The sequence below is a fragment of the Psychroflexus montanilacus genome, from assembly GCF_020164535.1.
In the GTDB taxonomy this organism is placed as follows: Bacteria; Bacteroidota; Bacteroidia; order Flavobacteriales; family Flavobacteriaceae; genus Psychroflexus; species Psychroflexus montanilacus.
Genome location: NZ_JAIQZC010000003.1, coordinates 426,572 through 452,317 on the forward strand (window position 1 = coordinate 426,572; position 25,746 = coordinate 452,317).

19 protein-coding genes are annotated in these 25,746 nt (G+C 36.8%); 11 read left to right on the top strand and 8 right to left on the bottom strand.

Features of this window, described 5'->3' with window-relative positions; genetic code table 11:
- Positions 1-58 precede the first annotated feature (58 nt).
- Positions 59-1,720: a gliding motility lipoprotein GldJ gene (gldJ, locus tag LB454_RS10930; RefSeq protein WP_407692588.1), complete on the bottom strand. Its 1,662-nt coding sequence runs from the start codon at positions 1,718-1,720 to the stop codon at positions 59-61.
- A 168-nt stretch (positions 1,721-1,888) separates the two neighbouring features.
- Here gldJ and porU point away from each other — a divergent pair, with 168 nt between their 5' ends.
- From porU to LB454_RS10980, 10 genes are all read left to right on the top strand, one after another.
- Positions 1,889-5,722, top strand: coding sequence for a type IX secretion system sortase PorU (porU, locus tag LB454_RS10935; protein WP_224464702.1), 3,834 nt, complete (start codon positions 1,889-1,891; stop codon positions 5,720-5,722).
- Positions 5,723-5,753: 31 nt separating this feature from the next.
- Positions 5,754-6,923, top strand: a complete 1,170-nt coding sequence (porV, locus tag LB454_RS10940; protein ID WP_224464703.1) for a type IX secretion system outer membrane channel protein PorV — start codon at positions 5,754-5,756, stop codon at positions 6,921-6,923.
- Positions 6,924-6,996: 73 nt separating this feature from the next.
- Positions 6,997-7,482 (top strand): cytidine deaminase, encoded by a 486-nt coding sequence (gene cdd / locus LB454_RS10945; RefSeq protein ID WP_407692592.1) that lies wholly within the window; start codon positions 6,997-6,999, stop codon positions 7,480-7,482.
- A gap of 93 nt (positions 7,483-7,575) precedes the next feature.
- On the top strand, positions 7,576-8,574 hold the full coding sequence (pdhA, locus tag LB454_RS10950) for a pyruvate dehydrogenase (acetyl-transferring) E1 component subunit alpha (RefSeq protein WP_224464705.1): 999 nt from the start codon (positions 7,576-7,578) through the stop codon (positions 8,572-8,574).
- A gap of 4 nt (positions 8,575-8,578) precedes the next feature.
- A complete protein-coding gene (locus LB454_RS10955; protein WP_224464706.1) occupies positions 8,579-10,315 on the top strand; it encodes a pyruvate dehydrogenase complex dihydrolipoamide acetyltransferase in 1,737 nt (578 codons plus the stop codon).
- 80 nt (positions 10,316-10,395) lie between these two features.
- The gene (locus LB454_RS10960) at positions 10,396-11,364 is read left to right on the top strand and encodes a M28 family metallopeptidase (protein WP_224464707.1); all 969 of its coding nucleotides are present in this window, start codon (positions 10,396-10,398) and stop codon (positions 11,362-11,364) included.
- On the top strand, positions 11,364-12,047 hold the full coding sequence (locus LB454_RS10965; RefSeq protein ID WP_224464708.1) for an SDR family NAD(P)-dependent oxidoreductase: 684 nt from the start codon (positions 11,364-11,366) through the stop codon (positions 12,045-12,047). The genes LB454_RS10960 and LB454_RS10965 overlap by 1 nt, the downstream gene beginning before the upstream one ends.
- A gap of 6 nt (positions 12,048-12,053) precedes the next feature.
- The gene (locus LB454_RS10970) at positions 12,054-12,650 is read left to right on the top strand and encodes a SprT-like domain-containing protein (protein ID WP_224464709.1); all 597 of its coding nucleotides are present in this window, start codon (positions 12,054-12,056) and stop codon (positions 12,648-12,650) included.
- Between the two features lie 5 nt (positions 12,651-12,655).
- Entirely contained in the window at positions 12,656-13,738 is a 1,083-nt protein-coding gene (locus tag LB454_RS10975) for a mannose-1-phosphate guanylyltransferase (RefSeq protein ID WP_224464710.1), read from the top strand.
- A gap of 3 nt (positions 13,739-13,741) precedes the next feature.
- Complete coding sequence (locus LB454_RS10980; protein ID WP_224464711.1) at positions 13,742-15,184, top strand: DUF389 domain-containing protein; 1,443 nt, start codon at positions 13,742-13,744, stop codon at positions 15,182-15,184.
- Here the strand turns inward: LB454_RS10980 and LB454_RS10985 are convergent.
- Complete coding sequence (locus LB454_RS10985) at positions 15,181-15,945, bottom strand: ABC transporter ATP-binding protein (RefSeq protein ID WP_224464712.1); 765 nt, start codon at positions 15,943-15,945, stop codon at positions 15,181-15,183. The two genes, LB454_RS10980 and LB454_RS10985, sit on opposite strands and share 4 nt — an antisense overlap.
- A gap of 1 nt (position 15,946) precedes the next feature.
- A complete protein-coding gene (locus LB454_RS10990; RefSeq protein WP_224464713.1) occupies positions 15,947-16,690 on the bottom strand; it encodes an MlaE family ABC transporter permease in 744 nt (247 codons plus the stop codon).
- Positions 16,691-16,809: 119 nt separating this feature from the next.
- Between LB454_RS10990 and pafA the strand changes: the two genes are divergently transcribed.
- Complete coding sequence (gene pafA, locus LB454_RS10995; RefSeq protein WP_224464714.1) at positions 16,810-18,441, top strand: alkaline phosphatase PafA; 1,632 nt, start codon at positions 16,810-16,812, stop codon at positions 18,439-18,441.
- Here pafA and LB454_RS11000 read toward each other — a convergent pair.
- The 5 genes from LB454_RS11000 to gcvP all read right to left on the bottom strand — a co-directional run bounded on the left by LB454_RS11000 (position 18,433) and on the right by gcvP (position 24,645).
- Positions 18,433-19,281 carry a glycosyltransferase family 2 protein gene (locus LB454_RS11000; RefSeq protein WP_224464715.1) on the bottom strand — a complete coding sequence of 283 codons (849 nt, stop codon included), beginning with the start codon at positions 19,279-19,281 and terminating at the stop codon, positions 18,433-18,435. The genes pafA and LB454_RS11000 overlap by 9 nt on opposite strands.
- Before the next feature lie 3 nt (positions 19,282-19,284).
- Positions 19,285-19,809, bottom strand: a complete 525-nt coding sequence (locus LB454_RS11005) for a class I SAM-dependent methyltransferase (protein ID WP_224464716.1) — start codon at positions 19,807-19,809, stop codon at positions 19,285-19,287.
- 7 nt (positions 19,810-19,816) lie between these two features.
- The gene (locus LB454_RS11010; RefSeq protein WP_224464717.1) at positions 19,817-20,881 is read right to left on the bottom strand and encodes a 3-oxoacyl-ACP synthase III family protein; all 1,065 of its coding nucleotides are present in this window, start codon (positions 20,879-20,881) and stop codon (positions 19,817-19,819) included.
- Positions 20,882-21,548: 667 nt separating this feature from the next.
- Positions 21,549-21,719 (bottom strand): hypothetical protein, encoded by a 171-nt coding sequence (locus LB454_RS11015; RefSeq protein WP_224464718.1) that lies wholly within the window; start codon positions 21,717-21,719, stop codon positions 21,549-21,551.
- An 82-nt stretch (positions 21,720-21,801) separates the two neighbouring features.
- Positions 21,802-24,645: an aminomethyl-transferring glycine dehydrogenase gene (gcvP, locus tag LB454_RS11020; protein ID WP_224464719.1), complete on the bottom strand. Its 2,844-nt coding sequence runs from the start codon at positions 24,643-24,645 to the stop codon at positions 21,802-21,804.
- Positions 24,646-25,746 lie beyond the last annotated feature (1,101 nt).

Here is a 25,746-nt window from a genome sequence, read left to right on the forward strand (position 1 = left end):
AATTAAAAAAGCTCTAATACGAAATTAGAGCTTTTTTAATCAGTGGATACCTTTTATTTTAATTTCTTGTTCGTCGTCCTTTATTTGATTTTGAACCAACTTTAGACATAGCATTTCTGAAGCCAATATCATCTGTAGCCATATCTTGTGGGAAGTAACGTCTTTGAGCTGGATCCAGCCAGTATTCTCTGTCTCTCCAAGATCCACCTTTATAAACTCTTACGTTGTCATCGATAAGTGTAGTTCTGCTGGAAGAGCCGTCATATCGCCTGTCTATCTGCCCATCTTTTAATGTAACATTATTGTCTGGCGAATTATACATATTCTCTTCTTTGCCATCGCTACCTCGTTTTTCGTAATATCTTGAAGAAGATTTATCACCATCTCTGTAATTGATATTATCACTTATTGAGAATTGAGTTCTTAAATAGGTTTCTTCTTCACCGATAGATACTTGAGCAATTTCACCTGGAGTATTTCTAGCTACGATTTTCCCATTGCTTAACGTATCATACACAACTTCGTCTGCAGTTAACACCTTTACCTTACCTTCTTCTGTAATGGCATTTTTGGTATAGACGTTACCTCTAAAGTAGTTGAAATCATTGTACTCATTATCCACTCTAGGTCTGTAAACATCGGCCACCCATTCCGATACATTTCCGGCCATGTCATATAAGCCATAATCATTGGGATCATAAGATTTTACTTCGGAAGTGATATCTGCACCATCATCACTCCAGCCTGCAATTCCTCCATAATCTCCTTGTCCCTGCTTAAAGTTAGCACGTTGATCACCAATGGTTTTTCTGTCTCCAGATCTGGTGTATTGTCCATCCCACGGGTATTTTTTTCTACCTCTATAGGAGTTATAATCTCTTAAAGAGCTTTGGCCAAGAGCAGCATATTCCCACTCAGCTTCTGTTGGAAGTCTGTAAGCTGGCAATAACTCTCCATCTTTTCTTTGGACGTATAAATTCTTGGGTTCTTCATCAGGATTGTTATTTTTAGCTTTTCTATCACTTTCTCGTCCACCTTTTGTTTTCTCTTCATCACCGCCATAAACTTGGTCAGGTGAATTTAAATAGGTTTCAGTACTAAAAACACTTTCAGCAGTTGAGTTTTTATAAGCATCTCTAGAAGTATAGCCTTTATCTGAAAGCCTTTTTTCATTTACACGGTCTGTTCTCCACTGACTGAATTCAGTTGCCTGTATCCAATTAACGCCAACTACAGGGTAATTGTGAAAAGCAGGGTGTCTTAAATAATTATTTACCATGTTTTCGTTAAATCCTAATGGATTTCTCCATACCAAAGTGTCAGGTAAGGCACCTGTGTAAATATTTTTGTAACGTTCTTCCGAAGGAGGGAATACTTGTTTCAGCCAATCTAAGTACTCTAGATACATCACATTAGTAACTTCCGTTTCATCAATATAGAAGGACTGAACATGTTGCTGTGTGGGTGTGTTATTCCAGTCGTGCATCACATCATCTTGAACTCTACCCATCGTAAATGTTCCACCTTCCACAAAAAGAAGTCCTGGTCCAGGCTCCTGTTCTTCGTAGTCTGTTTTGTAGCTTACACCTCCATCTCTACCGCTTAAGTCCCAACCGGTAGCTCTAGAATTACTTTTGTAATCTCTAGAATTATTACAGCCTGTCACAAGGATTGCCAAGGTAACAAGCATGCATGATTTAACGAAGTTTTTCATAATCATAATTTCGATTTTAATCCAAATTTTGTTCGCAATATAATGATTAACGCTGTATTAACAAGTATATTTTCTACTAGTGAAATTAATTTTTTGAAACTCGTTTCAATTTCATTATTTATATACTATCATTGTACGCTTTGCGTTATATCTTATACTTTACAAGATTTCAACATGAAAATTTTACTGTTTTTTATATCTTTATTTACTTACGTAATTACTTACGCTCAGGTTGGTAAAGTTAATATAAATTGGGGTAATGACAACAAAGTTGCTGAAAAATCTCAATTTAATGTTAATTTGAATGAGTTAAATCCAGCACACTTTGAATATGATGAAAATTCTGGCAGTCTTGCTTACTCTCATTTATTTGATAATGTCGCCAACAATCTCACACTTCAAAACATTCAGTCTGTGAGGGTAACGTCTGATGTTAGAGATAAAATTAATGCTATTCCTAAAACTTTAGACTACTCATTTTCAGAAGAGTATTACCAGGATGAAAGGAAGTTGATCCTAAAAATGAATCCATTCTTTTACAAAAATAACGTTTTACATCGAGTAGTTTCTTTTGAAGTTGTAAATTCAAATGCACCCATAGAAACTTCTGCTGGACAAAATACCAGTACTGGAAAAAGTAGTACCGAATTGACTAATTCTATATTCAATTCTGGTAGCTTATCAAAATTTTACGTTGAAGAAACTGGTGTACATCGGATGGATTTTTCATTTTTAAGAAGTCTTGGGTTTAATGAGACAAGCATTCCTTCTGGTAATTTGAAAATATACGGCCATGGAGGTGGAATGCTTCCTCTTCGCAATCAGGATAATTTGTATTTTGATCCTCCAGAGCTTGCTATTCAGGTTTTTGATGGAGGTGATGGTGTATTTAATCAGGGTGATTACATTCTATTTTACGCTACAAATACTGAAGGGTGGAGTGAAGAGAATGAAACCAATTTAAATCTATATGCAGACCGCTCCTATTATTATATGTCTGTGGATTCAGGAGGAGGTAAACGTATGTCTGCCCTCAACCAGCCTGCAGGTGCTGCAACTACAAGCATAACTGAGTTTGATGATTATAAATTCTATGAAGTTGATGAAACGAGCTTGTCGCTAGTAGGAAGACGCTGGTTTGGTGACCGTTTTGATATTGAAACTGAAAGAAATTATGAGTTCAATTTTCCAAATTTAGTACAAAGTGAGCCTTTGCAAGTTGATGTAAGACTAGGGGCGATTTCTCCTGTACGCTCCTCTTTTGCTATATTCGTTAATGGTCAGGCTCTAGGTCAGCCTGTTAACATTCAGGGAACTGGAGCTAATTCACCTTCTCGACCGGGGGCGAGAAATACAACAATAAATTCAGATTCTGATGAAGTTAACATTCAACTGACTTACAATAAGAATGGAAACCCTGGGGCAAGAGGTTTTCTGGATTTTATATCTATAGAAGCAAGGCGAGAATTAATTGCAAATGACGAGCAATTTAAATTCAAAAACAATGATGCTGCCACACAGGCTGGAGTTGGTGAGTATCTCATTCAAAATGCATCTGAAATTTTACAGGTGTGGGAAATTACGGATCCTATTCATCCAACATTTACGACAAATCAGGATCAAGCTTCCGTCTTTTCCTTCAAAAGTGCCTTGGGTTCTGAACGGGAGTTTCAGGCTGTTACTTCTTCCTTTTTACAGCCGAGAATTGAACCTGGTAACGTCCAGGTCTCTAGACAAAATATCAAAGGAAGTGTTTTGACAAATGCACAAGGTCAGTTTCAGGATTTAGACTATTTGATTGTTACTCAGTCCGGTTTTTTATCCGCAGCCAATCGTTTGGCTCAGTACAGGAGGGATAATGATGGTCTGGTCGTAAAAGTTCTGGCTGTTGAAGATATTTACGAAGAATTCAATTCGGGAAAACAAGATATTGGTGCGATTAGGAACCTGCTCAAATACATATATGACAACGCTTCTTCACCAGAAAACAGGATTAAGTTTTTAGGTATAGTAGGAGATGCATCAGTAGATTACAAAAACAGATTGCAGGGCAACAGCAATATAGTGCCGACGTATCAAAGTTTAGGGAGTTTTTCTACTACGGTATCTTCGTTTATGTCTGATGACTTTTTTACGATGATGGACCCTGGAGAGGGAAACTTAGCGACTGGAGGTCTTATGGATTTTGCTGTGGGAAGAATTCTGGCTGACAGCCCACAGCGAGCAAATGCGATGGTTGATAAAATTATAGATTCAGAACAGCGAGAATCCTATTCCCAGTGGAGAAATAATTTTGTTTTAATTTCTGATGATGCTGAAAATGCCAGTGATTTTAATAATCAATTACGTTTAGATAATTTAGGAGATAACATTTCTGAAAATAAACCAACAGTCAATGTCAAAAAAATTCATTCTGATGCGTTTCAGCAAATAGCAGGAGCAGGGGGAGATCGTTATCCGGATGTAAATAAAGCCATAACCGATGCCATAGAAGTTGGGGCAGTTGTTGTCAATTATTTTGGTCATGGAGGTGAGGATGGATTGGCTCAGGAACGTATAGTTACTCAAACCAATGTGCAAAATTGGAGAAACCCTGCCAGGTACAATTGTTTTGTAACGGTGACCTGTGAATTTACAAAATTTGATAATCCTTTGCGGTTAACAGGTGGGGAGCTTACTTTTTGGAATGAAAACGGTGGTGCCTCTTCTTTGGTCACTACCACTCGTGCCATAAGTGTAACTGCGGGGGTAGACTTCAATGAAGCCTTTGCTCCTTTTCTCTTCGATTTTGTAAATAACGAGGAAACCATTGCTCAGTCGGTTGCTAGAGCTAAACGAAATCTTTCTGGAAATGGTAAGCGCATCGTCTTCTTTATTGGTGATCCTGCAGCCAGACTTCCTCTGCCAAAACCCAGAGTTCAGTTGACGAGTATCAATGATCAACCGCTTTCCCAGTTTACAGATACCTTGCAGGCTCTAGGGAGATATACCTTCAAGGGTCAGATAGTAGATGAGAGTAATCAGCGTTTACAAAATTATAATGGAGACTTATCTGCAGTTATTTTTGATAAACCAATTGAAAGACAAACACTTGGTAATGATGGAACCCGAGTCAATGGACAATTGGCTATCATGGACTTTACAACTTTAGGAGAGAATCTTTTCAGAGGGCAGGCAAGTGTTGCAAATGGAGAATTTGAATTTGAATTTGTTTTGCCAAGAGATACAAGACTTCCTGTTGACAAGGGTAGAGTAAGTTTCTATACTTCCAGAGACAACCAGCTGGAAGAGTACAGTGGATTCAATACAGACCTTTCTATTGGTGGATTGAATGAAAATGCTCCTGAAGACAATGAAGGTCCGTTGATAAACCTCTACATGAATGATGAAAATTTTGTGAATGGTGGCATTACTGATAATCAGCCATTTATTTTAGCTTTGCTCGAAGATGAGAATGGTATAAATACTGCAGGTGGCATTGGTCACGATATTGTAGCTATTCTAGATGGAGATGAGGCTAACCCAATAATTTTGAATGAATATTATGAGGCGGAGCGTGACGATTTTACCAAAGGGAAAGTGTATTACAGATTGAGAGATCTCGAAGATGGCGAGCATACCTTAACATTGAAGGCGTGGGATGTTTATAATAATTCTCAAACTCAGGAAATTATGTTTGTTGTTGCCGGTAATGATGAACTCAAAATTACACAGGTGCTCAATTATCCAAATCCATTTATAGATTACACTGAATTTTGGTTCAATCACAACCGTCCTTTTGAACCACTGGAAGTTATGGTTCAGGTGTTCACGGTCACCGGAAAACTGGTTTGGACACAAAATCAAATTGCCAACACCAATGGATTTTTGTTCAGAGATATGAGTTGGAATGGAAGAGATGATTTTGGAGATAAAATTGGAAAAGGAGTCTACGTCTATAAGCTTACTGTAAAATCAACATTAACCAATCATAAAGTAGAAAAATATGAAAAACTTGTCATTCTTTAATTATTATATATTTGCTAATATAAATTTTAATATGAAATCTGTCCCACTTTTTCTTCTAGCCTTTTTTTTCGCCTCAAAAGTATCCTACTCCCAGGATGATCGCCGAGTTATTACTACTGGAGTTCCTTTTTTGCTTATTGCTGCAGATGCAAGATCTTCAGGTATGGGAGATCAGGGAGTGGCCACTCCTGTAGATGCTTTCTCACAACAATGGAATGCAGCTAAATATGCCTTTTCTGAAACAAAAACAGGAATAGGCTTGTCTTACACACCATATTTAAGGGAATTGGTAAGTGATATTAACTTAGCAAACTTGTCTTATTTTAATAGGATTAACGAGCGTAGTGCCTTCGCAGCTAGCATTAGATATTTTGGCCTTGGTGGGGTAGAATTTAGAGATACACCTGAGCAAGTTGCAAGAGAGGTAGAGCCAAATGAGTTTGCAGTAGATTTAAGTTATTCCTTAAGATTGAGCGAACAGTTCTCTATGGCGGTCACTGGTCGGTTTATAAATTCTAATTTAAGATTTCCTACAGGAATTGCAGACGCTTCTGCAGCAAGTAGTTTTGGTGCCGATATCTCAATGTTCTATAGAAGTGAAGAAAAATTCTACAAAGACTTCAACGGTCGCTGGAGAGGAGGCTTGGCGATTAGCAACATAGGTCCAAAAATCAAATATGATGACGCAGGTGATGAGAACTTCTTACCTACCAATTTTAAAGCAGGTGCAGGCTTCGACTTTATACTAGATGCATCCAATACTATAGGAGTTCACCTGGAAGTGAATAAATTACTAGTTCCTACTCCGCCAAGTGTTGAAAGAAATGAACAGGGACAGATTACTCCTGAAAGTCAACAGAGACTTTTGGATTATAGAAGGGAAAATGAATTTGGGGCTATCTTTTCATCCTGGGGTGATGCGCCAGATGGATTTTCAGAAGAGTTAAAAGAAATCACCTGGGCTTTAGGGGCAGAATATTGGTTTGAGGATAGTTTTGCTGTGAGATTAGGTTATTTTAACGAATCAGAGCAAAAGGGTTTTAGAAAATTTGTAACTATGGGTGTGGGCTTTAAGTATTCTACAATCAATATAGATGCTTCGTACCTGTTTTCAACATCTACAGTTCAAAATCCATTGGAAGGTACTTTGAGATTTGGACTGACCTTTAATATTGGAGACAATGCCTATATAGAATATTAACTTTATATTTGTGACACGACATTGCTAAAAGTATCAATTTAATTGATACTTTTTTTGTCTTCAAGAAAAGCAAATCATGATAGAAAAGCACATAAATACAACTATACAGGTTTTTGATTCTATTTCAGAATTACCAGATGATATTCAAAGTCTGATGCAAAATGCAGTTGAAGCAAGAGATAGGGCTTACGCTCCCTATTCAAAATTTAAAGTAGGTGCTGCTCTCGTTTTAGAAAATGGTTCCATAGTAAAGGGTAGCAATCAGGAAAATGCATCCTATCCATCTGGCCTTTGTGCTGAGCGCACAGCGATTTATGCTGCTGGAGCCAATTATCCAAATCAGAAAATTAAAGCTATAGCCATAACAGCAACATCAGAAAAACATGATGTTCTCGAACCTATCGCTCCATGCGGAGCTTGCCGTCAAGCTATTGCGGAGTATGAGCAAAAACAAGACCAGCCAATACATATTTACTTTACTGGTACAAGTGGTAAAGTGATTCACGTGAAGGCATTGCTGGATATTTTACCCTTAGCCTTTGACAATAAGTTTCTTTAAAGTTAATACTCGCTAAAGTATTTTCAATTCTTACATAAAGTATTACTTTTGTAATTCTATACTTTTAACAAAGGCAACAAAATAAAGCTGTACATGAAAAAAATAACAAAAAAAACTTATTTGAAATGGTATGAGGACATGCTGTTTTGGAGAAAGTTTGAAGATAAGTTAGCTCAAGTTTACATTCAACAAAAAGTAAGAGGTTTCTTGCATTTATACAACGGTCAGGAGGCGATTTTAGCAGGAGCTTTACATGTGATGGATCTGGAGAAGGATAAAATGATCACAGCGTATAGAAACCATGTGCAGCCCATAGGAATGGGTGTAGATCCAAAACGCGTTATGGCCGAACTTTACGGTAAAAAGACTGGTACTTCTCAGGGTCTTGGAGGGTCGATGCACATCTTTTCAAAAGAACATAGATTTTTTGGAGGGCACGGTATTGTAGGGGGGCAAATTCCTCTTGGTGCTGGCTTGGCTTTTGCCGATAAATATTTCAACAACAATGCGGTTACACTTTGTTTCTTAGGAGATGGTGCAGCCAGACAAGGTTCGCTTCATGAAACCTTGAACATGGCAACCAACTGGAACTTACCAGTAGTATTCTGTGTAGAAAACAACGGCTACGCGATGGGAACCTCGGTGAAGAGAACATCGAGTCACGAAGATATTTGGAGACTTGGTCTTGGTTACGAGATGCCATGTGGCCCTGTAGATGCTATGAATCCTACCAAGGTGGCTGAAGCCCTGGACGAGGCGATTACAAGAGCTAGAGCTGGTAAAGGTCCTACCTTTTTGGACCTTAAAACCTACAGATATAGAGGTCACTCTATGAGTGATGCTCAAAAATACAGAACCAAAGACGAAGTAGAAGAGTATCAAAAAATTGATCCTATTTCTCAGGTGAAGAAAACATTATTAGATAAGAAATACGCCTCTGAAGACGACATCAAAAAAATTGACAAACGCGTCAAAGATAAAGTTAGCGAATGTGAAAAATTCGCTGATGAATCTGATTTCCCAGACAAAAGCGTCATGTATGATGTTGTTTACGAGCAAGAAGATTATCCTTTCATTTCTCACAAATTATAATTAGATGGCTGAAGTAGTAAATATGCCTAGATTGAGCGACACCATGGAAGAAGGTGTTGTGGCAAAATGGTTAAAACAAAAAGGAGACAAGGTAGAAGAAGGAGATATTTTAGCGGAGATCGAAACTGATAAAGCTACCATGGAATTTGAATCTTTCTACGACGGTGTGCTTTTGCATATTGGCGTTGAAGAAGGTGATGGTGCTCCAGTAGATTCACTCCTTGCTATCATTGGTGAAGAAGGTGAAGACATTGATGAATTGATAAAGAAAGCTGAGCAAGGTGATTCTTCTGATGAAGATGAATCTTCTGAAGCTAAAGATGAAAAAGATACTGATACATCATCTGATGATACTTCTTCTGAAGATGAAGATGAGTCTGATGACGATAATGGCGGTATTCCTGATGGCGTTGAAGTAGTCACAATGCCAAGACTTAGTGACACTATGGAGGAAGGTACTGTAGCCACATGGCTGAAATCTGTTGGTGATGATGTGGAAGAGGGTGAGATTTTAGCAGAAATCGAAACCGACAAAGCTACGATGGAATTTGAATCCTTCTATTCTGGAAAACTACTTCACATAGGTATTGAGGAAGGAGGTTCAGCTCCGGTAGACGATGTTCTAGCCATCATAGGGCCAGATGGAACCGATGTAGATCAGGTTCTCAAATCCCTGAAATCTGGAGGGTCCTCATCAGAATCTAAAAAGGAATCCAAAGAGAAAGCCTCAAAAGATACTGATTCCCAGGAAAAAGAAACTAATTCTACATCTTCAGAAGCAGAGTCCAAAGACCTGTCTGGAGATGAAGACGCAGATAATACAGACAATCAGGGAAGAATATTAGCTTCTCCTTTGGCCAAAAAAATAGCTGAAGATAAAGGAATTGATCTCAGAAAAGTGAGTGGTTCCGGAGACAATGGTCGTATTGTGAAAAAAGACGTCGAAGACTACAAGCCTTCAGAACAGCCAGCTCAAAAGCAAGCTTCTGAAGAGAAATCTGAGGCGCCTAAAAAAGAAGGAGCAGCACCAGCAGCAGAAGTTTATACTCCGGCAGGAGAAGAATCATTTGAGGATGTGAAAAACTCTCAAATGAGAAAAACCATTGCCAAACGTTTATTAGAATCTAAAAATTCTGCTCCTCATTACTACCTCAATGTTGAGGTAGATATGGAAAATGCAATGGCTTCCAGATCTCATATCAATGAGATGCCTGATGTGAAAGTGTCTTTTAACGATCTTGTAATCAAAGCTTCTGCAATGGCATTGCGAAAACATCCACAGGTGAATTCATCCTGGAATGGCGACGCTACAAAAATTGCAAAGCATATTCATGTAGGTGTCGCAGTAGCCGTAGATGAGGGACTTTTGGTTCCTGTTTTGGAATTTGCAGATCAGCAAAGCTTGACTCAAATTGGAAATAACGTGAAAAGTTTAGCTGGAAAAGCGAAAAACAAAAAACTACAGCCTAACGAAATGGAAGGCAGTACTTTCACAGTTTCCAATTTAGGAATGTTTGGTATTACAGAATTTACAAGCATTATCAACCAGCCAAATTCTGCTATTCTTTCTGTTGGAACAATTGTAGAAAAGCCAGTAGTGAAGAAGGGAGAAATTGTTGTTGGCCATACAATGACATTGACTCTGGCATGTGATCATAGAACAGTAGATGGTGCAACTGGAGCGAAATTCCTTCAGACGCTTAAAACCTATTTGGAAAATCCAGTAACTATGCTTGCATAAGCTTAGGTATAATTAAACAAACAGCTGCCTTTTTAGACCATTAAGATGTCTATAAAGGCAGTTTTTTATATATTCACTTCATGAAAAAAATTATCGTAACCCTCTGCATAGGTTCACTTTTAGCCTTTTCTTGTAAAAATTCACAACAGGAACAAAAAAAAGAAATTACCAAAGACTCAGAGACTACAGAGTTCGATTACTCTGCAAAATCTGCACTTAAGTATTTGTCGTCAGATGAGTTAAGTGGAAGAGATACCGGCTCTGAAGGTATTGAGAAGGCAGCAATTTATATCGAAAAATCTTTTGAAAAGTTTGATATTGAACCTTACTTTGAAACATACAGGGATTCTTTCAAGTTAAAACAAGTAGATGGTTACAATGTAGTTGGTGTTCTTAAATCAAAAGAGAAAAATGACTTAAAACCCCTAGTGATTGGTGCGCATTTTGACCACATAGGCCATATTGAAGCTATAGAAAACGATAGTATTGCTAATGGAGCCAATGATAATGCTTCTGGTACTGTTGCAGTCCTGGAGTTAGCTAAATTTCTTTCAGACAAAGAGCTCAAAAGAGATGTCATTTTTGCTTTATTTTCAGCTGAAGAAAAAGGGCTTGTAGGATCGAAGCACCTTGCTAATAAGATGAAAGACATGGAAGTTGAACCTTATGTTGTTTTTAATATTGAAATGTTAGGCGTTCAAATGCAAGGGAAAGATTACCGTGCATACGTTACGGGCTATGAAATGTCCAACCTCGCCGAAGTTTTTAATGGGTTTTATGAAGATGAAGAAGAGTTTTTAGGCTTTTTGCCCCAGGCTGCCCAATATGGACTCTTCAAAAGAAGTGATAACTACCCTTTCTTTGAAGTTTTTAACGTACCATCTCATACCATCTGTACGTTCGATTTTACAAATTATGACTATTACCATCATGTTAAAGATGAATACGAAGAGCTAGATGTTGAAGCTTATGTAAAACTAGTCGACGACTTGAAACCAGGCGTATTACAATTGATCAATTCAACTGAAACCACTGTAAATTTAAATTAATGCCAAAAACTATTGTTATCACAGGAACGAGCCGCGGTATTGGTTATGAGCTAGTAAAGCTTTTTGCTGCCCAGGGCCATACTGTATTTGCGTTATCGAGAAATGATGAGCCAGTGAAGCTTCTGAAGCTGGATAAGGTTTTTTCATTTTCCTGTGATCTAAACGACTCTAAAAATGTTTCAGCAATAGCTCAAAAAATTGATGAGCAGGTCGATTCCGTTGATATTTTAATCAATAACGCAGGCCAATTTTTAAAACAAGACTTTAAGGATACAAATCTGGATGATGTAAGAAGCGTTTACGAAACCAACGTTTTCTCTGTTTTTGATTTAACGCATAAGTTACTACCCTTGATGACGAGCTCTTCTCATGTGGTGACGATAAGTAGCATGGGAGGTGTTCAGGGAAGTATGAAGTTTCCAGGTCTTGCTGCCTACAGTTCTAGTAAAGCAGCTGTCATTACACTCACAGAGTTACTTGCTGAAGAATATAAGGAAAATGGGCCTTCATTTAATGTTTTAGCTTTGGGAGCTGTTCAAACCGAAATGCTTGAAGAAGCTTTTCCTGGATTGGAAGCTCCAAATTCTGCTTTCGAAATGGCAGAATATATCAAAGAATTTTCTGAAACTGGTCAGCGTTTCTATAACGGGAAGTTATTACAGGTATCTAGTTCTACGCCATAAATTTGAATGAAAGAGACACTTCATAAATATTTGCCAGAGCGTGCCGTTGTTCCAGTGATGGGAATGATCAAAGCTTACCAAATACAGTTGAAGATTGTGAGTCAGCGGCAAAGCAAACATGGAGATTACAAATTAAAGCCAGATGGCTTTCATCAGATCACCGTTAATTCAAATCTGAATAAATATCGATTTCTGGTGACAACGGTTCATGAAGTCGCTCACCTTTTAGCTTTCAAAACGTATGGGTTTTCAATTTTACCTCATGGAGTTGAGTGGAAGCATACCTTTCAAAAGTTGATGTTACCGTTTTTAACCCCTGAAATTTTCCCAAAGGATTTACTACCAGACCTGGCTCGGCATTTTAAAAATCCTACTGCCAGCAGCGATACAGATGCAAAGCTTTCCGTGGCTTTAAAGCAGTACGATTTGCCTAATGAGAAAAATTTTATATTTGAAATTCCTTTTGGAAGTATTTTTCAGATACCCAATGGGCGTAAATTCAAAAAAGGCAGAAGAATTCGTAAAAGATACGAATGTCAGGAAATGAGTACGGGGAAAATTTATGTATTTCAGCCTAATGCTGAGGTAGATCTTTTAAAATGAATGATATGAGTATGAAGGATAATTACGCGGTCATTATGGCTGGTGGAGTGGGTTCTAGATTTTGGCCAGTGAGTAAAACATCCTATCCAAAACAATTTCACGATGTGTTGGGGACAGGAAAATCTCTTCTTCAACAGACTTTTGATAGGCTATCTAAAATAATTCCCGCTCATCAAATTCTTATTCTTACCAACACAGAATATACAGATCTCGTCAATCAGCAGCTTCCAGATATCAATGCTAATCAAGTGGTAGCAGAACCCGCTATGAGAAATACCGCTCCCTGCATACTGCTCTCCGCTCTCAAAATCAATAAAGAAAATCCAAGAGCCAGAATGATTGTTGCACCAAGTGATCACTGGATTGAGGATGAAAATGCATTTGTAAAAGATGTGCATAAAGCTTTTGAAGCATGTGATGAGAAAGATGTACTCATGACTCTGGGTGTGAAGCCAACGTTTCCCAACACTGGATATGGTTACATCAAATATGAGAAAGAGGATAAAGCAGTAGTCAAGGCTGTTGAAACCTTTACAGAAAAACCAGACTATCCTACAGCTCAATCTTTTCTGAAAGCTGGAAATTATTTATGGAATGCTGGAATCTTTATTTGGAAATCTTCATTTATTATAGATCAATTTCAATCTTACCTGCCAGACATGTTTTCAGTATTTGAGAAATCCTGGTCCAAATTAAATACAAATGAAGAAGAATCATTCCTGAATGAGAACTACCCTAATTTTGACAATATCTCTATTGACTACGGTATTTTGGAAAAAGCCGAACATGTAGGTGTCATAGAGGCCAGTTTTGACTGGAGTGATTTAGGCACATGGGGTTCATTGCATACACAGTTGCCCAAAGATGAAAATGAAAATGTAAGTGTAAACGCTCAGTCTATTTTTATAGACACGTCCAATACTATACTGAGGACTTCCAAAAATAAGATTACTGTCATCAAGGGCTTGAATGATTTTATAGTGGTAGAAAACGAAGACAGTCTTGTCATTCTGCCAAAAAAAGACGAGCAGGAAATTAAAACAATACGTAACTTAGTTATGGAAAAATTTGGTAAACATTACGGCTAACTTATGACTGAAAATACAACACATTCATCTGGAGAGGATTCTAATCCCGAGTCGTCTGAAAAGGTAAAAAGTAGCCTTCGGGAATCTTTTGGAAGCGTCAAGGGTTTTTTATACGAACTTTTGGATATCACTCATGATACCGATAGAGAAGCTACCACGGAGGCTATCCTGAAAGATATTCCCTTCAAAGGTCACAATGCCTGGATTTTGATATTCTCCATTATTGTCGCTTCGGTAGGCTTGAATGTGAGCAGTACTGCAGTGGTTATTGGTGCTATGCTTATCTCTCCACTTATGGGACCTATTGTTGGTCTTGGTTTTTCTGTGGCTATCAACGACGTAGATACACTTAGAAGGTCTCTTATAAATTTAGGAGTTATGGTAGGTCTCAGTTTGGTAACTGCTTTTTTATACTTTCAGTTATCTCCACTTACTCAACTTACTCCTGAACTTGAAGCCAGAACGTATCCTACTATTCTGGATGTTTTGGTTGCCATTTTTGGCGGATTAGCGCTCATCATTGCCAAGGCCAAAAAAGGAACAATCATCACTGTAATCTCAGGTGTTGCGATTGCTACAGCTCTTATGCCACCTCTCTGTACCGCTGGTTATGGCCTGGCAGTTTGGGACATGAGTATTTTTGGTGGCGCCATGTATTTATTCACCATTAATACCATTTTTATTGCGCTTTCTACTTTTGTAGTCTCAAAATTCTTACGTTTTCCTTTAGTAAAATATGCCAATTCTTTGAGGAGAAAACGAATTGCTCAAATAGCTTCTTCAATTGCTATCATCGTAATGATACCAAGTGTTTATTTGTTTTATAACTTATTGAAAGAATCTTACTTTACGAGTGACGCTAATAAATTTGTACAGGAAGAACTCTTGAATTACAAACAGTCGTTCCTTCAGAAAAATTCAACTGTTATTTCTTATAATTCCGGACTCAATCCTACAATAGAAGCTTCTTTTCTAGGCAAAGAAATTCCTAAGGAAGTAATCACGCTCTGGAAAGACAAGATGAAAAACTATCCCTACCTGGATGATACTGAGCTGAGGGTGTTGCAGAACGAAAATTCTGAAAATTTCGACCAGTTAAAATATATGGTAGAATTGAAAAAAAGAGATTCTTTGGATCTTGTTCAATCTAAAGCTGAAATTGAAACTCTTCGTTATGAGCTTCGAAACATGCAAAAAAGCAATCGGATTGTTAAGTTTGATCAACTCGCTCAAGAAATACAGCTCAATTATGAAAATATAGTTGAGGTGAGTTTTGCTGATGTCATCAAGTCCAATTTTGAGAACATGGATACCATCCCGACTTTCAGTATCAAATGGAACCCAGAGGTAAATCCTGAAGAAAAGAATACTAAACTTAAAAGGCTCGAAGGTTGGTTATCTTATAAATTAGACCTTGATAACATCTCCGTTCAGTCTTTAAATTAAAGACCTTCTCTTTGTGCAATTCTTACTTTCTGGAATAAATTGGAAGCGTATACAAAATCTGTCAATTTTTTGTTGTCAGTTTTGTAAATATTGTCTTTGTCACCTTCCCAGGCTTTCACTCCATGTTCCAGATAAACAATCTTTTCACCAATCTCAAACACAGAATTCATATCATGGGTATTGATGACAGTAGTGATGTTATTTTCATGTGTTATTTCCTGAATAAGATTATCAATAACAGAGGCTGTTCTTGGGTCTAGTCCGGAGTTGGGTTCATCACAGAATAAGTATTTAGGCTTATTCACAATTGCTCTTGCGATGGAAACTCTTTTTTGCATTCCACCGCTTATTTCTGAAGGGAACTTATTATTGGTATCTACAAGATTAACCCGATCCAAAACTTCTTCTACCCGTCTCTTCATTTCTGGTCTGCTCATCTTAGTAAGCATTTTTAGCGGAAACATAACGTTTTCTTCAACTGTCATAGAATCAAAAAGCGCTCCGCCCTGAAATACCATTCCCATTTGTGTACTTAGCTCTCTTTTTTCATCTTTTGTAAAGTTTTGATAGACCTTTTCATTGTACTCAATAGTACCAGAATCAGGAACAAATAGTCCAAGCAAACACTTCAAAAAAACGGTTTTACCTGATCCAGATTGACCGATAATTAAATTGGTTTTTCCTTTTTCAAATTCAGTATTCACTCCTTTGAGAACTTCCAAATCTTCGAATGATTTCTTTAAGTCTTTTACTTTTATCATATCAGCTTAGTAATAATTGAGTGATGAAATAATTCATAAAAATGATGATAACACTCGTCCATACAAATGAAGTCGTAGCGGCGTGACCAACCTCCAAAGATCCTCCCTTCATGTAATATCCGTGAAATGAAGGTACTGTTGCCAAAATAAAAGCAAAAATGAAACTCTTTAGAAAAGCGTAAAATACTTGAAAGGGTATAAAATCTTCTTGTAATCCTGCTAAAAATTCATCTGCATTGAGAAATCCACCGTAAACACCAGCAAAATAAGCGCCAATGACTCCAACAAACATGGATATTGCAATGACAAATGGGAACATACACATCGCAACAATCTTTGGGAAAACCAGATAATTCAAAGAATTGATTCCCATTACTTCCAGGGCGTCTATTTGCTCTGAAACTCGCATAGTCCCAATGCTCGACGTGATGTATGAACCCACTTTTCCAGCCATAATAATGGAAACAAACGTAGGAGCAAATTCTAAAATGATAGATTGCCTCGCTGCAAAACCAATAAGTGATTTTGGAACAAATGGATTTGAAAAGTTAAGGGCAGTTTGGATAGCAATTACTGCTCCAATAAAAAATGAAATGAAAACCACGATCCCTAAGGAACTTACGATGAGATCATCGAGTTCCTGAAGAATAAGCCTTCTCAATTCAGAAGTTTTGGTCATTCTTTTGAACGTCTCATAGATCATGATAAAGTATTGACCAATACTTTTTATATAATTTGATAGCATCTGGTTGGAGCCTTTAGAAATTTTGATAAAAATAGAATAAAAACTTGAGGATACGATTTAACCGAAGCATAAACTTGAAACTAACCTAACTCCTTATCTTTGTCATAAATATTAGACTTATGAAATTTAAAATTGCTGTATTATTACTTTTACTGGTGCAAACTCAACTTTTTGCTCAAGACAACAATCAATCTACAAAGCTTGTGGTTGGTATTGTTGTAGATCAAATGCGCTATGATTACTTGACAAAATTTGAAAAGCATTATTCTAAAGATGGTTTTCAACGCCTGCAAAGGGAAGGTTTCGAAATGAAAAATTTTCATTTTGATTATGTACCAACCTACACTGGTCCTGGACATGCTTCTATTTTCACTGGTACAAGTCCTATGAATCATGGTATTGTAGCCAATAACTGGTATGATAAATTTGGAAAAGAAAGTGTTTATTGTGCATCAGATTCAGAGGTTAATGGCCTAGGCGTAGATCCTGAGGATAGAGATGGGAAAATGTCTCCTCGTAGAATGTTGACTACCAGTTTTGCAGATCAAAACCGATTGCATACTCAGTTCAAAGGGAAAACAATAGGAGTGTCCATTAAAGACAGAGGAGCTATTTTACCAGCAGGACATACTGCCAATGCAGCTTACTGGTTTGTTGGTGGAGACCAAGGTCATTTTATCAGTTCAGATTTTTACATGGATGCATTGCCAGAATGGGTGACCAACTTCAACGCGTCCAATACCGCCAAAAGTTATCTCAAAACCTGGGATACCTATAAAGACATATCAACTTATATAGAAAGTGGAGATGACCTAAACAATTATGAACATGGTTTCAAAGGAAAAAAAGAGGCTTCTTTTCCTTATGATCTTAAGAAACTTGCTAAGAAAAATGACGATTACAGCATTTTACGTCCAACACCTTATGGCAATGATTTGTTGTTAGACTTTGCTAAAGAGGCTATCGCAAATGAAAATCTAGGTCAAGATGAGTTTACAGATGTCCTTACTTTGAGTTTTTCAAGTACTGATTATGTAGGTCATAATTTTGGAGTAAATTCTAAAGAAATTCAAGATACTTATGTAAGGTTGGATAGAAATGTTGCAGACCTTTTGTCTTATCTTGATGAGAAGGTAGGTAAAGGCAATTACACTATTTTTCTAACGGCAGATCATGGAGCTGTTCATGTTCCACAGTTTTTGAAAGATGAAAAAATTCCAGCAGGATATTTTGAAACAGATGAAATGAAGAAAGCTTTAGAAGAACATTTGAGATCAAATTTTAATTTGGATAATGCTATCGAAAGCATTTATAATAATCAGGTTTTCTTCGATTATTCAAAATTCAGCTCCTATGCTGATTTTGTTGCAGCCCAAAATGAAGCTAAGCATTTCTTGCTTCAGTACAAGAACATTGATAAAGTCTACACTAGAGAATCTTTAGAAAACAGTGATTTTAGTGGTAATCCAGCAGAATTAGTTTTGAGAGGATTTCATCAAAAAAGAAGTGGTGATGTCGTCTATGTATTAGACAATTCTTTTATTTCATATTCAAGAAAAGGCTCTACTCATGGCAGTGGAAATAACTACGATACACAAGCTCCATTGTTGATGTACGGTAACGGCATCAAAGCAGGTAAAACCTACAACAGATATCACATCCCAGATATTGCTCCAACAATTTCTGCGTTATTAGGGATTGAACTTCCTAATGGAGCAACAGGAACAGTTATTTCTGAAGTTTTAGAATAAGCGTTCTTTAATTTTAGACCATCTGTAATTTCTTATAAAAACACCTTCTGGTTCAGTAACCAAGAAGGTGTTTTTTTTGGAGTTGCATCTCAAATAAGATTTCATGGATACCTTAAAAAAACTGAAACTAGACTTTTGCTTTGCCATTTTTAAGCAGGTTAGGAATGCCAGAGACATACTATAGCGCATTCTAAACAAAGAAATGCCAAAAAGTTGCGGCAAATCCTTCTTGTATTCTTGTCCGGTAGGTTTCAGATGTTTTACCAGTAAGTGTGGATTGGTTTCTACTTCCCAGCCATGAAACCTTGCTTTCATTTCGTCGATGGTATCCCATCCCATAGCTGCTACTAAGCCATCGATTTCATTAAAACAAGTTTTGCGATAAGCTTTCAAGGCACCGCGTAAGTGATCTGGATTGGTAAGCTTTTCCACCTCCCAGCTTCCATTGATTCGAACAGTACAAAATCCACCATACATCCCAAGCCTTGGATTGCTTTGGAAGGCTTTGACTAAAATTTCAAGATAATTTTTTGGAAAAATTAAATCTGCATCAAATTTGCAAACTATATCATATTGGATATCTATGTTTTTTAATCCAAAATTGAACGCTTCCACAATTTTACTTCCAGGTTTGTGATGGAAGCTTTTGTCTTTGGAAATGACATCTAAGCTCATGTGAAGTTTTGATAGTTTCTCTACAAGTTCAGCTGTGGAATCTGTTGATCCATCATCAACTACTAGAATTTTTTTAGCTTTAAGAGTCTGGCTCAGAAGAGAATCTAAACATCGCTGAATAAATTTTTCTTCATTATAAGCTGGTATGACAATAGCTATATCCAAGGCTTAAGATTTTCTTTTGCAGAAGACAAGATAATATCTAGGCGTAACTAACCTCAAAATTGGCCTTATTCCAATTTTCTTGACGGGGTGAGTGAAGCTTTTAGAATCCACAATTTCCCAACCCGCTTTATCCAGCAACCAGTCAAATTGCCATTTTTCAAATTCATGAAAATGCCTGTCCCTAGGATCGGTTTTGCTTTGATAGGCTTTGGCAAACCAAAGCTTAAGCGGAACACTCGCAAACAGGTAGTCGCTATGAAGACTTTTTAAGACTTCTAATGGCGATAATAAGTGTTCAAAAATTTCAAATGCTGTGGTAATTTCTGCTGAAGAAGACTTTAACTGATTTTGATCTTCGTCAAGATCTTGTCCTTTAGTATTTTCAACTATATATCCTTCAGCAGAAAGCAATTCTGAAAAAGGATTCGGCACACCCAGATCCAAAATTTTCGACGGAGCAGGAGCGTGGGTTTTTAAAAATGCTAATGTTATTTGAAATCGTTTTTCCGGATAGCTGTTTTCGTACATTGGTAGCCTATATTTCGTAGACTATAGCATTGATGTTCATGCCAGCACCCACACTCGCAAACATAATTGTATCTCCAGGATTCAAGCTCTCATGCTCAAAATCTCCATTAAGAAACATATCGTAGAGTGTAGGAATAGTAGCGACACTGCTATTGCCTAATTTGTTAATGCTCATTGGCATAATATCTTTAGGCGTCTCCATTTTATAAAGCTTATAAAACCTTTGAACAATAGCCTCATCCATTTTTTCATTAGCCTGGTGGATAAATATTTTTTTCAGGTCTGAAATAGATTTTCCACTTTCGTCCAAACATGCTTTCATCGCTTCTGGAACTTTAGATAAGGCGAAATTATAAATCTTCCGACCGTACATTTTAATGTATGCTCTATCGTCTTCTCTGTCTGGAGAAAATGACTTATCGAAGTAAATGTAATTGGCTTCAGTCTTGGCATAGGTGGCTGTTTTATGAGACAAAATACCACCTTTGGAGTCTGGTTGATGTTCAAAAATAGTTGCACCAGCACCATCAGCATAAATCATACTGTCTCTATCGTTGGGATCTACAACTCTTGAAAGTGTTTCTGCACCAATTACCAAACAGCGCTTGGCCATTCCAGCTTTCATAAAAGCTAAAGAATGAATGCAGCCTTCTATCCATCCTGGACAACCAAATAAAAGGTCATAACCTACGCAACCTGGATTGTCGATCTGTAATTTTTCTTTTACTCTAGAAGCCAGGCTAGGTACAGTATCACCTTGTTGTTTCTTATGACTTACGTCTCCGAAATTGTGAGCTACTATTATATAATCAAGAGTTTCTGGATCTATTCCTGCATTTTTGATGGCTTTTTCTGCTGCAAAGGTGGCAATATCAGAAGTTCTAAGATCATCATCTACATACCTTCTTTCTTCAATCCCCGTTATTGCCTTGAACTTTTTAATAATGACTTCTGGATCTGCATCAAAGGCAGTTTCATCTTGATTGAAGAATTTGTTCTTAAGAAAATCTTCATTTTTCTTAATCATTTCAGGGATATAGCTCCCAACACCAACGATTTTTATAGCATTCATGTCCAGTATAAATTTTTTAGCAAGGTACAGTTAATGTAACTAAATTGTAAACTATGCGTCAAAATTAATAGATTTTATATCGTTTTTGAAATTTATTCTGAATTTGATTTTAGATCACTTCATGTTTGTAGTCAAGTTTCTCAGACAAATAGTTCTCCTTATAGTCTTGAAGAAGTTTTAACCTCTCTTTATACAGTTTGAAATAAATCAAATAAAAAGCTAAAAAAGAAAGTGTGGTGAAAAAAGCTATAACCGCCACGTACCAATACCCATTGTCAGTCAAATTTTTAACATGGATTAAAAGATACAAAGGGGTATAAGGAATTGGAAATAGCATAAAACTATTGGAGGCAAGAAGATGATCTAAATAATACTTTTGTTTTGTTTTCTTGAGCTGTTTTAAGTTTCTGTATAACTTGCTTATATGAAATATAAGTGCTGAAAGAATAAAAACTCCAAATATGCATAATAGTGTGACAGGTGAGGAGCTTAGTGAAGTTATCGTAGAGTAAATGATTATAAAACTTAAGATGAATAAAAGCCAAAAGCTTAAAGTATTAGCCTCTTCTTTTAGTAGTTTGAATAGAATATTGCTTCTAAAGTATTTGTCGATTTTCTTCATATAGTCTTCAGACACATCTGAAAAACCAATAACACCGTACTTTTTCTAAGCCTGTTTAAGTGCGTCTTCAAATAAAATTTCTTCATTTGGTTCCATCTGAGATGTGATATCCTCTTCCAGATCTTTGGCGATAAGTAAGCTCACATCGTAGTAATCGACATAATGCGATCTTATAAAGTCTAAAAGCTGCTTTTTCTCATTTTCGGATAAGGACATGATCTTTCAATTTGATAACAAATAAAAATAGCCTCAAATTTTAAAACTTGAGGCTATTAGTTATTAGAGTTTTAGAAAAAATCTATATGTAGGCTTCTATAGGAGCGCAGGTACAAGTAAGGTTTCTATCTCCAAACGCTTCATCCACCCTTCGGGTCGATGGCCAAAATTTATTTTCAGCTACAAAAGGGAGTGGGAATGCTGCAGTTTGTCTGCTGTAATCATACTCCCAGGTTTCAGCGGTTAACATCGCTACTGTATGTGGTGCATTTTTTAGAACATTGTTAGGATTGTCTTTATCGCATTTTTCAATTTCTGCTTTGATAGAAATCATGGCATCACAAAATCTATCTAGTTCTGCTTTGCTTTCACTTTCAGTAGGTTCTATCATCATGGTTCCAGCAACTGGAAATGAAACAGTAGGTGAATGGAAGCCATAATCGATAAGTCGTTTTGCTATATCTTTAACTTCAATTCCGTAGTCTTTGAAATCTCTACAGTCAATAATCATCTCATGAGCCGCTCTTCCTTTTTCTCCAGAATAAAGAGTTTTATAATGTCCTTTTAATCTTGCCTGGATATAGTTGGCATTTAAAATAGCATATTCAGTAGATTCTCTTAAGCCTTCTTCACCTAGCATTCTAATGTATGCATAGGAAATCAAGCATACAAATGCAGATCCAAATGGCGCTCCAGAAATTGATGAAATGGCATCTGTCCCCCCAGTTTCAATTAAAGGATTGTTTGGTAAAAATGGAGCTAATTGTTTCGCTACACAAATCGGACCTACACCAGGTCCGCCACCACCATGAGGAATAGCGAAGGTCTTGTGAAGGTTCAAATGACATACATCAGCACCTATTCCTCCAGGGCTTGTCAACCCAACCTGAGCATTCATATTGGCGCCATCCATATAAACTTGTCCACCGTGTTCATGAATAAGAGCAGTAATTTTTCTGATGTCAGATTCAAAAACGCCATGTGTAGAAGGGTATGTGACCATCAAAGCTGCAAGATTATCACTGTGTTTTTCAGCTTTAGCTTTTAGGTCTTCAATATCGATGTTTCCTTTTTCTGTTGCTTTCACAACCACTACTTTCATACCAGCCATAACTGCGCTTGCAGGATTGGTGCCGTGGGCAGAAGATGGTACTAAGCAAATATTTCTATGAGATTCATTTCTAGATTTATGATAAGCTCGTATTACCATTAGTCCGGCATATTCTCCTTGCGCTCCAGAATTAGGTTGTAAAGAAGTCGCAGAAAATCCTGTAATTTCAGTAAGATAGTCCTCCAGACTTTTTAAAATTTCTTGATAACCCAAAGCTTGGTCTTTTGGTACAAAAGGATGGATATTTCCCCATTGCGGATTAGAGAGCGGCAGCATTTCGGAAGCTGCATTCAGTTTCATAGTGCAAGATCCTAGCGAAATCATAGAATGGTTTAAAGCCAGATCTTTTCGCTCAAGCCTTTTGATGTATCGCATCAATTCTGTTTCAGAATGGTAGCTATTGAACACATCATGAGTTAAGAATTCACTTTCTCTTTTTAATTCTGAGTTTGCAATGATCCCCTCTTTTAACTCTTCAATGCTGTTTAGGTTCTTTTCTGAAAGCTCTTTGAAAATATCTAAAATTTCATTTAAGTCTTCAATAGATGTGGTTTCATTTATTGAAATGGAGACGCTTTCAGTATCAGGGTAAAAGAAGTTAATTGATTTTTGTTCAGCTAAAGATTTTATTTTATCAGCATCTGCCTTTAATAAGATGGTATCGAAGTACAATTCATTTACCTGAAAGAAGCCTAGATTTTCAAGACCTTCAGCGAGGCTTACTGTTTTCCTATGAATTTGACTGGCGATATACTCCAAGCCTTTAGGACCGTGATAGACAGCGTACATTCCTGCCATTACTGCAAGAAGGACCTGAGCTGTACATATATTTGAGGTAGCTTTATCTCTTTTGATGTGTTGCTCGCGAGTCTGTAGAGCCATCCTAAGAGAGGTGTTGTCGTCCATATCTTTGGTAACGCCAATGATTCTGCCAGGAATATTTCTTTTGTATTCTTCTTTTGTAGCAAAATAAGCAGCGTGAGGTCCACCATAACCAAGTGGGATTCCAAAACGTTGAGTAGTTCCTACCACTACGTCTACACCCCAGTCTCCAGGGGCTTCAAGTAAAACCAGACTCATTAAGTCAGCAGCAACTGCTACTTTTATGTCATTTTCTTTTGCTTTCTTGGTAAAATCTTCAAAATCCCGAACTTCTCCATACTTGCCAGAATACTGTACTAAAGCTCCAAAATATTCGTCACTGTAGTCAAAATCATCATAATTTCCTACGACTAGCTCAATTTCCAAAGGTTCGGCTCTAGTTTCCAACAAAGCCAAAGTTTGTGGAAGAACATTTTCTCCAACAAAGAATTTTACAACATTGTTTTTCTTTTGATTTCTAGACCGCACCGCATAAAGCAAAGACATGGCTTCTGCAGCAGATGTAGATTCGTCCAGTAGAGATGCATTTGCCAATTCCATTCCCGTTAAGTCAGAAACCATAGTCTGAAAGTTGAGCAAAGCTTCAAGTCTACCCTGAGCTATTTCTGCCTGGTAAGGTGTGTAAGCCGTATACCATCCTGGGTTTTCTAAAATATTTCTTTGAATGACAGCTGGAAGAATCGCCTGATGATAGCCCAAACCTATATAAGATTTGAAAACTTTATTTTTCATCGATAAGGACTGAATGTGATTCGAAAACTCAAATTCAGTCAAAGGTTCAGGTAGATCTAATTTATTTATTAACTTGATATCATCTGGTATTGTCTCATAAATAAGTTGTCCTAGAGACTCCACTCCAACGTTGCTAAGCATTTCTGTTATACTCTCGCCACGAGGACCAATGTGTCTTGATGCAAATGATTGTGTATTCATTGAAGATTTTTTAAAAATTTGCTCACAAAAATACATTATTTCTAACGAAACAATAGTTAAAGATGCATTGACTATCGTTAACTTTCTGAGAAAAATTATTGTGAATAAAACTCTATTTTTGACGATGTGAATCTTTTCCTCAAATGTTTAAAATTTTATGTCAATTCTAGCATTCATGTTGCGCTAGCTGTTGTTTCATTGACGTGCATTACTTATTTAGATTTTGATTTAAAAATTGAACAAAACCTTCTTTCGTTTGTTTTCTTTTCAACCATTGTAGCTTACACATTCGTCAAGTATATTTCCCTAGTGAAGCATAAACACTTAAAACTAGCCAGGAGTCTTAAGTTGATTATCATTTTATCATTGTTTTCAATACTCCCTATCTTCATTTCATTAGTTTATTTCGAAACCAAAGTATTAATATTTATCACCTTATTAGGTCTTTTTACATTATTATATGTCTTGCCTTTTCTACCCAAAGCAAAAAACTTAAGAGATATTAGTGGTCTCAAAATTTTTATTATTGCATTGGTTTGGACGGGAACTACGGTAATGCTTCCATTTCTTACTTCTGAATTTGACTTACGTTCATTTTATCCCGAATTTATTTTATATGCAGTAAGCCGTTTTTTTATAGTCATCGCCCTAATAATTCCCTTTGAAATAAGAGATTTAAAACTTGATGATATATATTTAAAGACATTGCCACAAGTTTTAGGTGTTTTTAGATCCAAGGTACTGGCTGTTGTTCTCATCCTTTGTTCGATGGTATTCTTATATTTTTCTCAAATTGATACTTATATATATGTATACATTTATCTACTTTTAATTTTATTGGTTATCTACTCAAAAAGGGAAAGCGGCTTCTATTATTCAGCACTTTTGGTGGAGGCTGTTCCAATTCTCTGGTTCTTATTAAAATATTTGATGAGTTAAATACAAGCCTAGCAAGTAGTTATGTTTTATTTTGAAATTATCTCAAAAAAACCTTCAAAAAAGTTTGGTTGGTAGTGGGAAAGAGTTGTAATTTTGCACCCCGCTAATTGAGGTATTGGAGTAAGGTTAACACAGAGGTAAAGTAGATTTAACTTCTGTTTT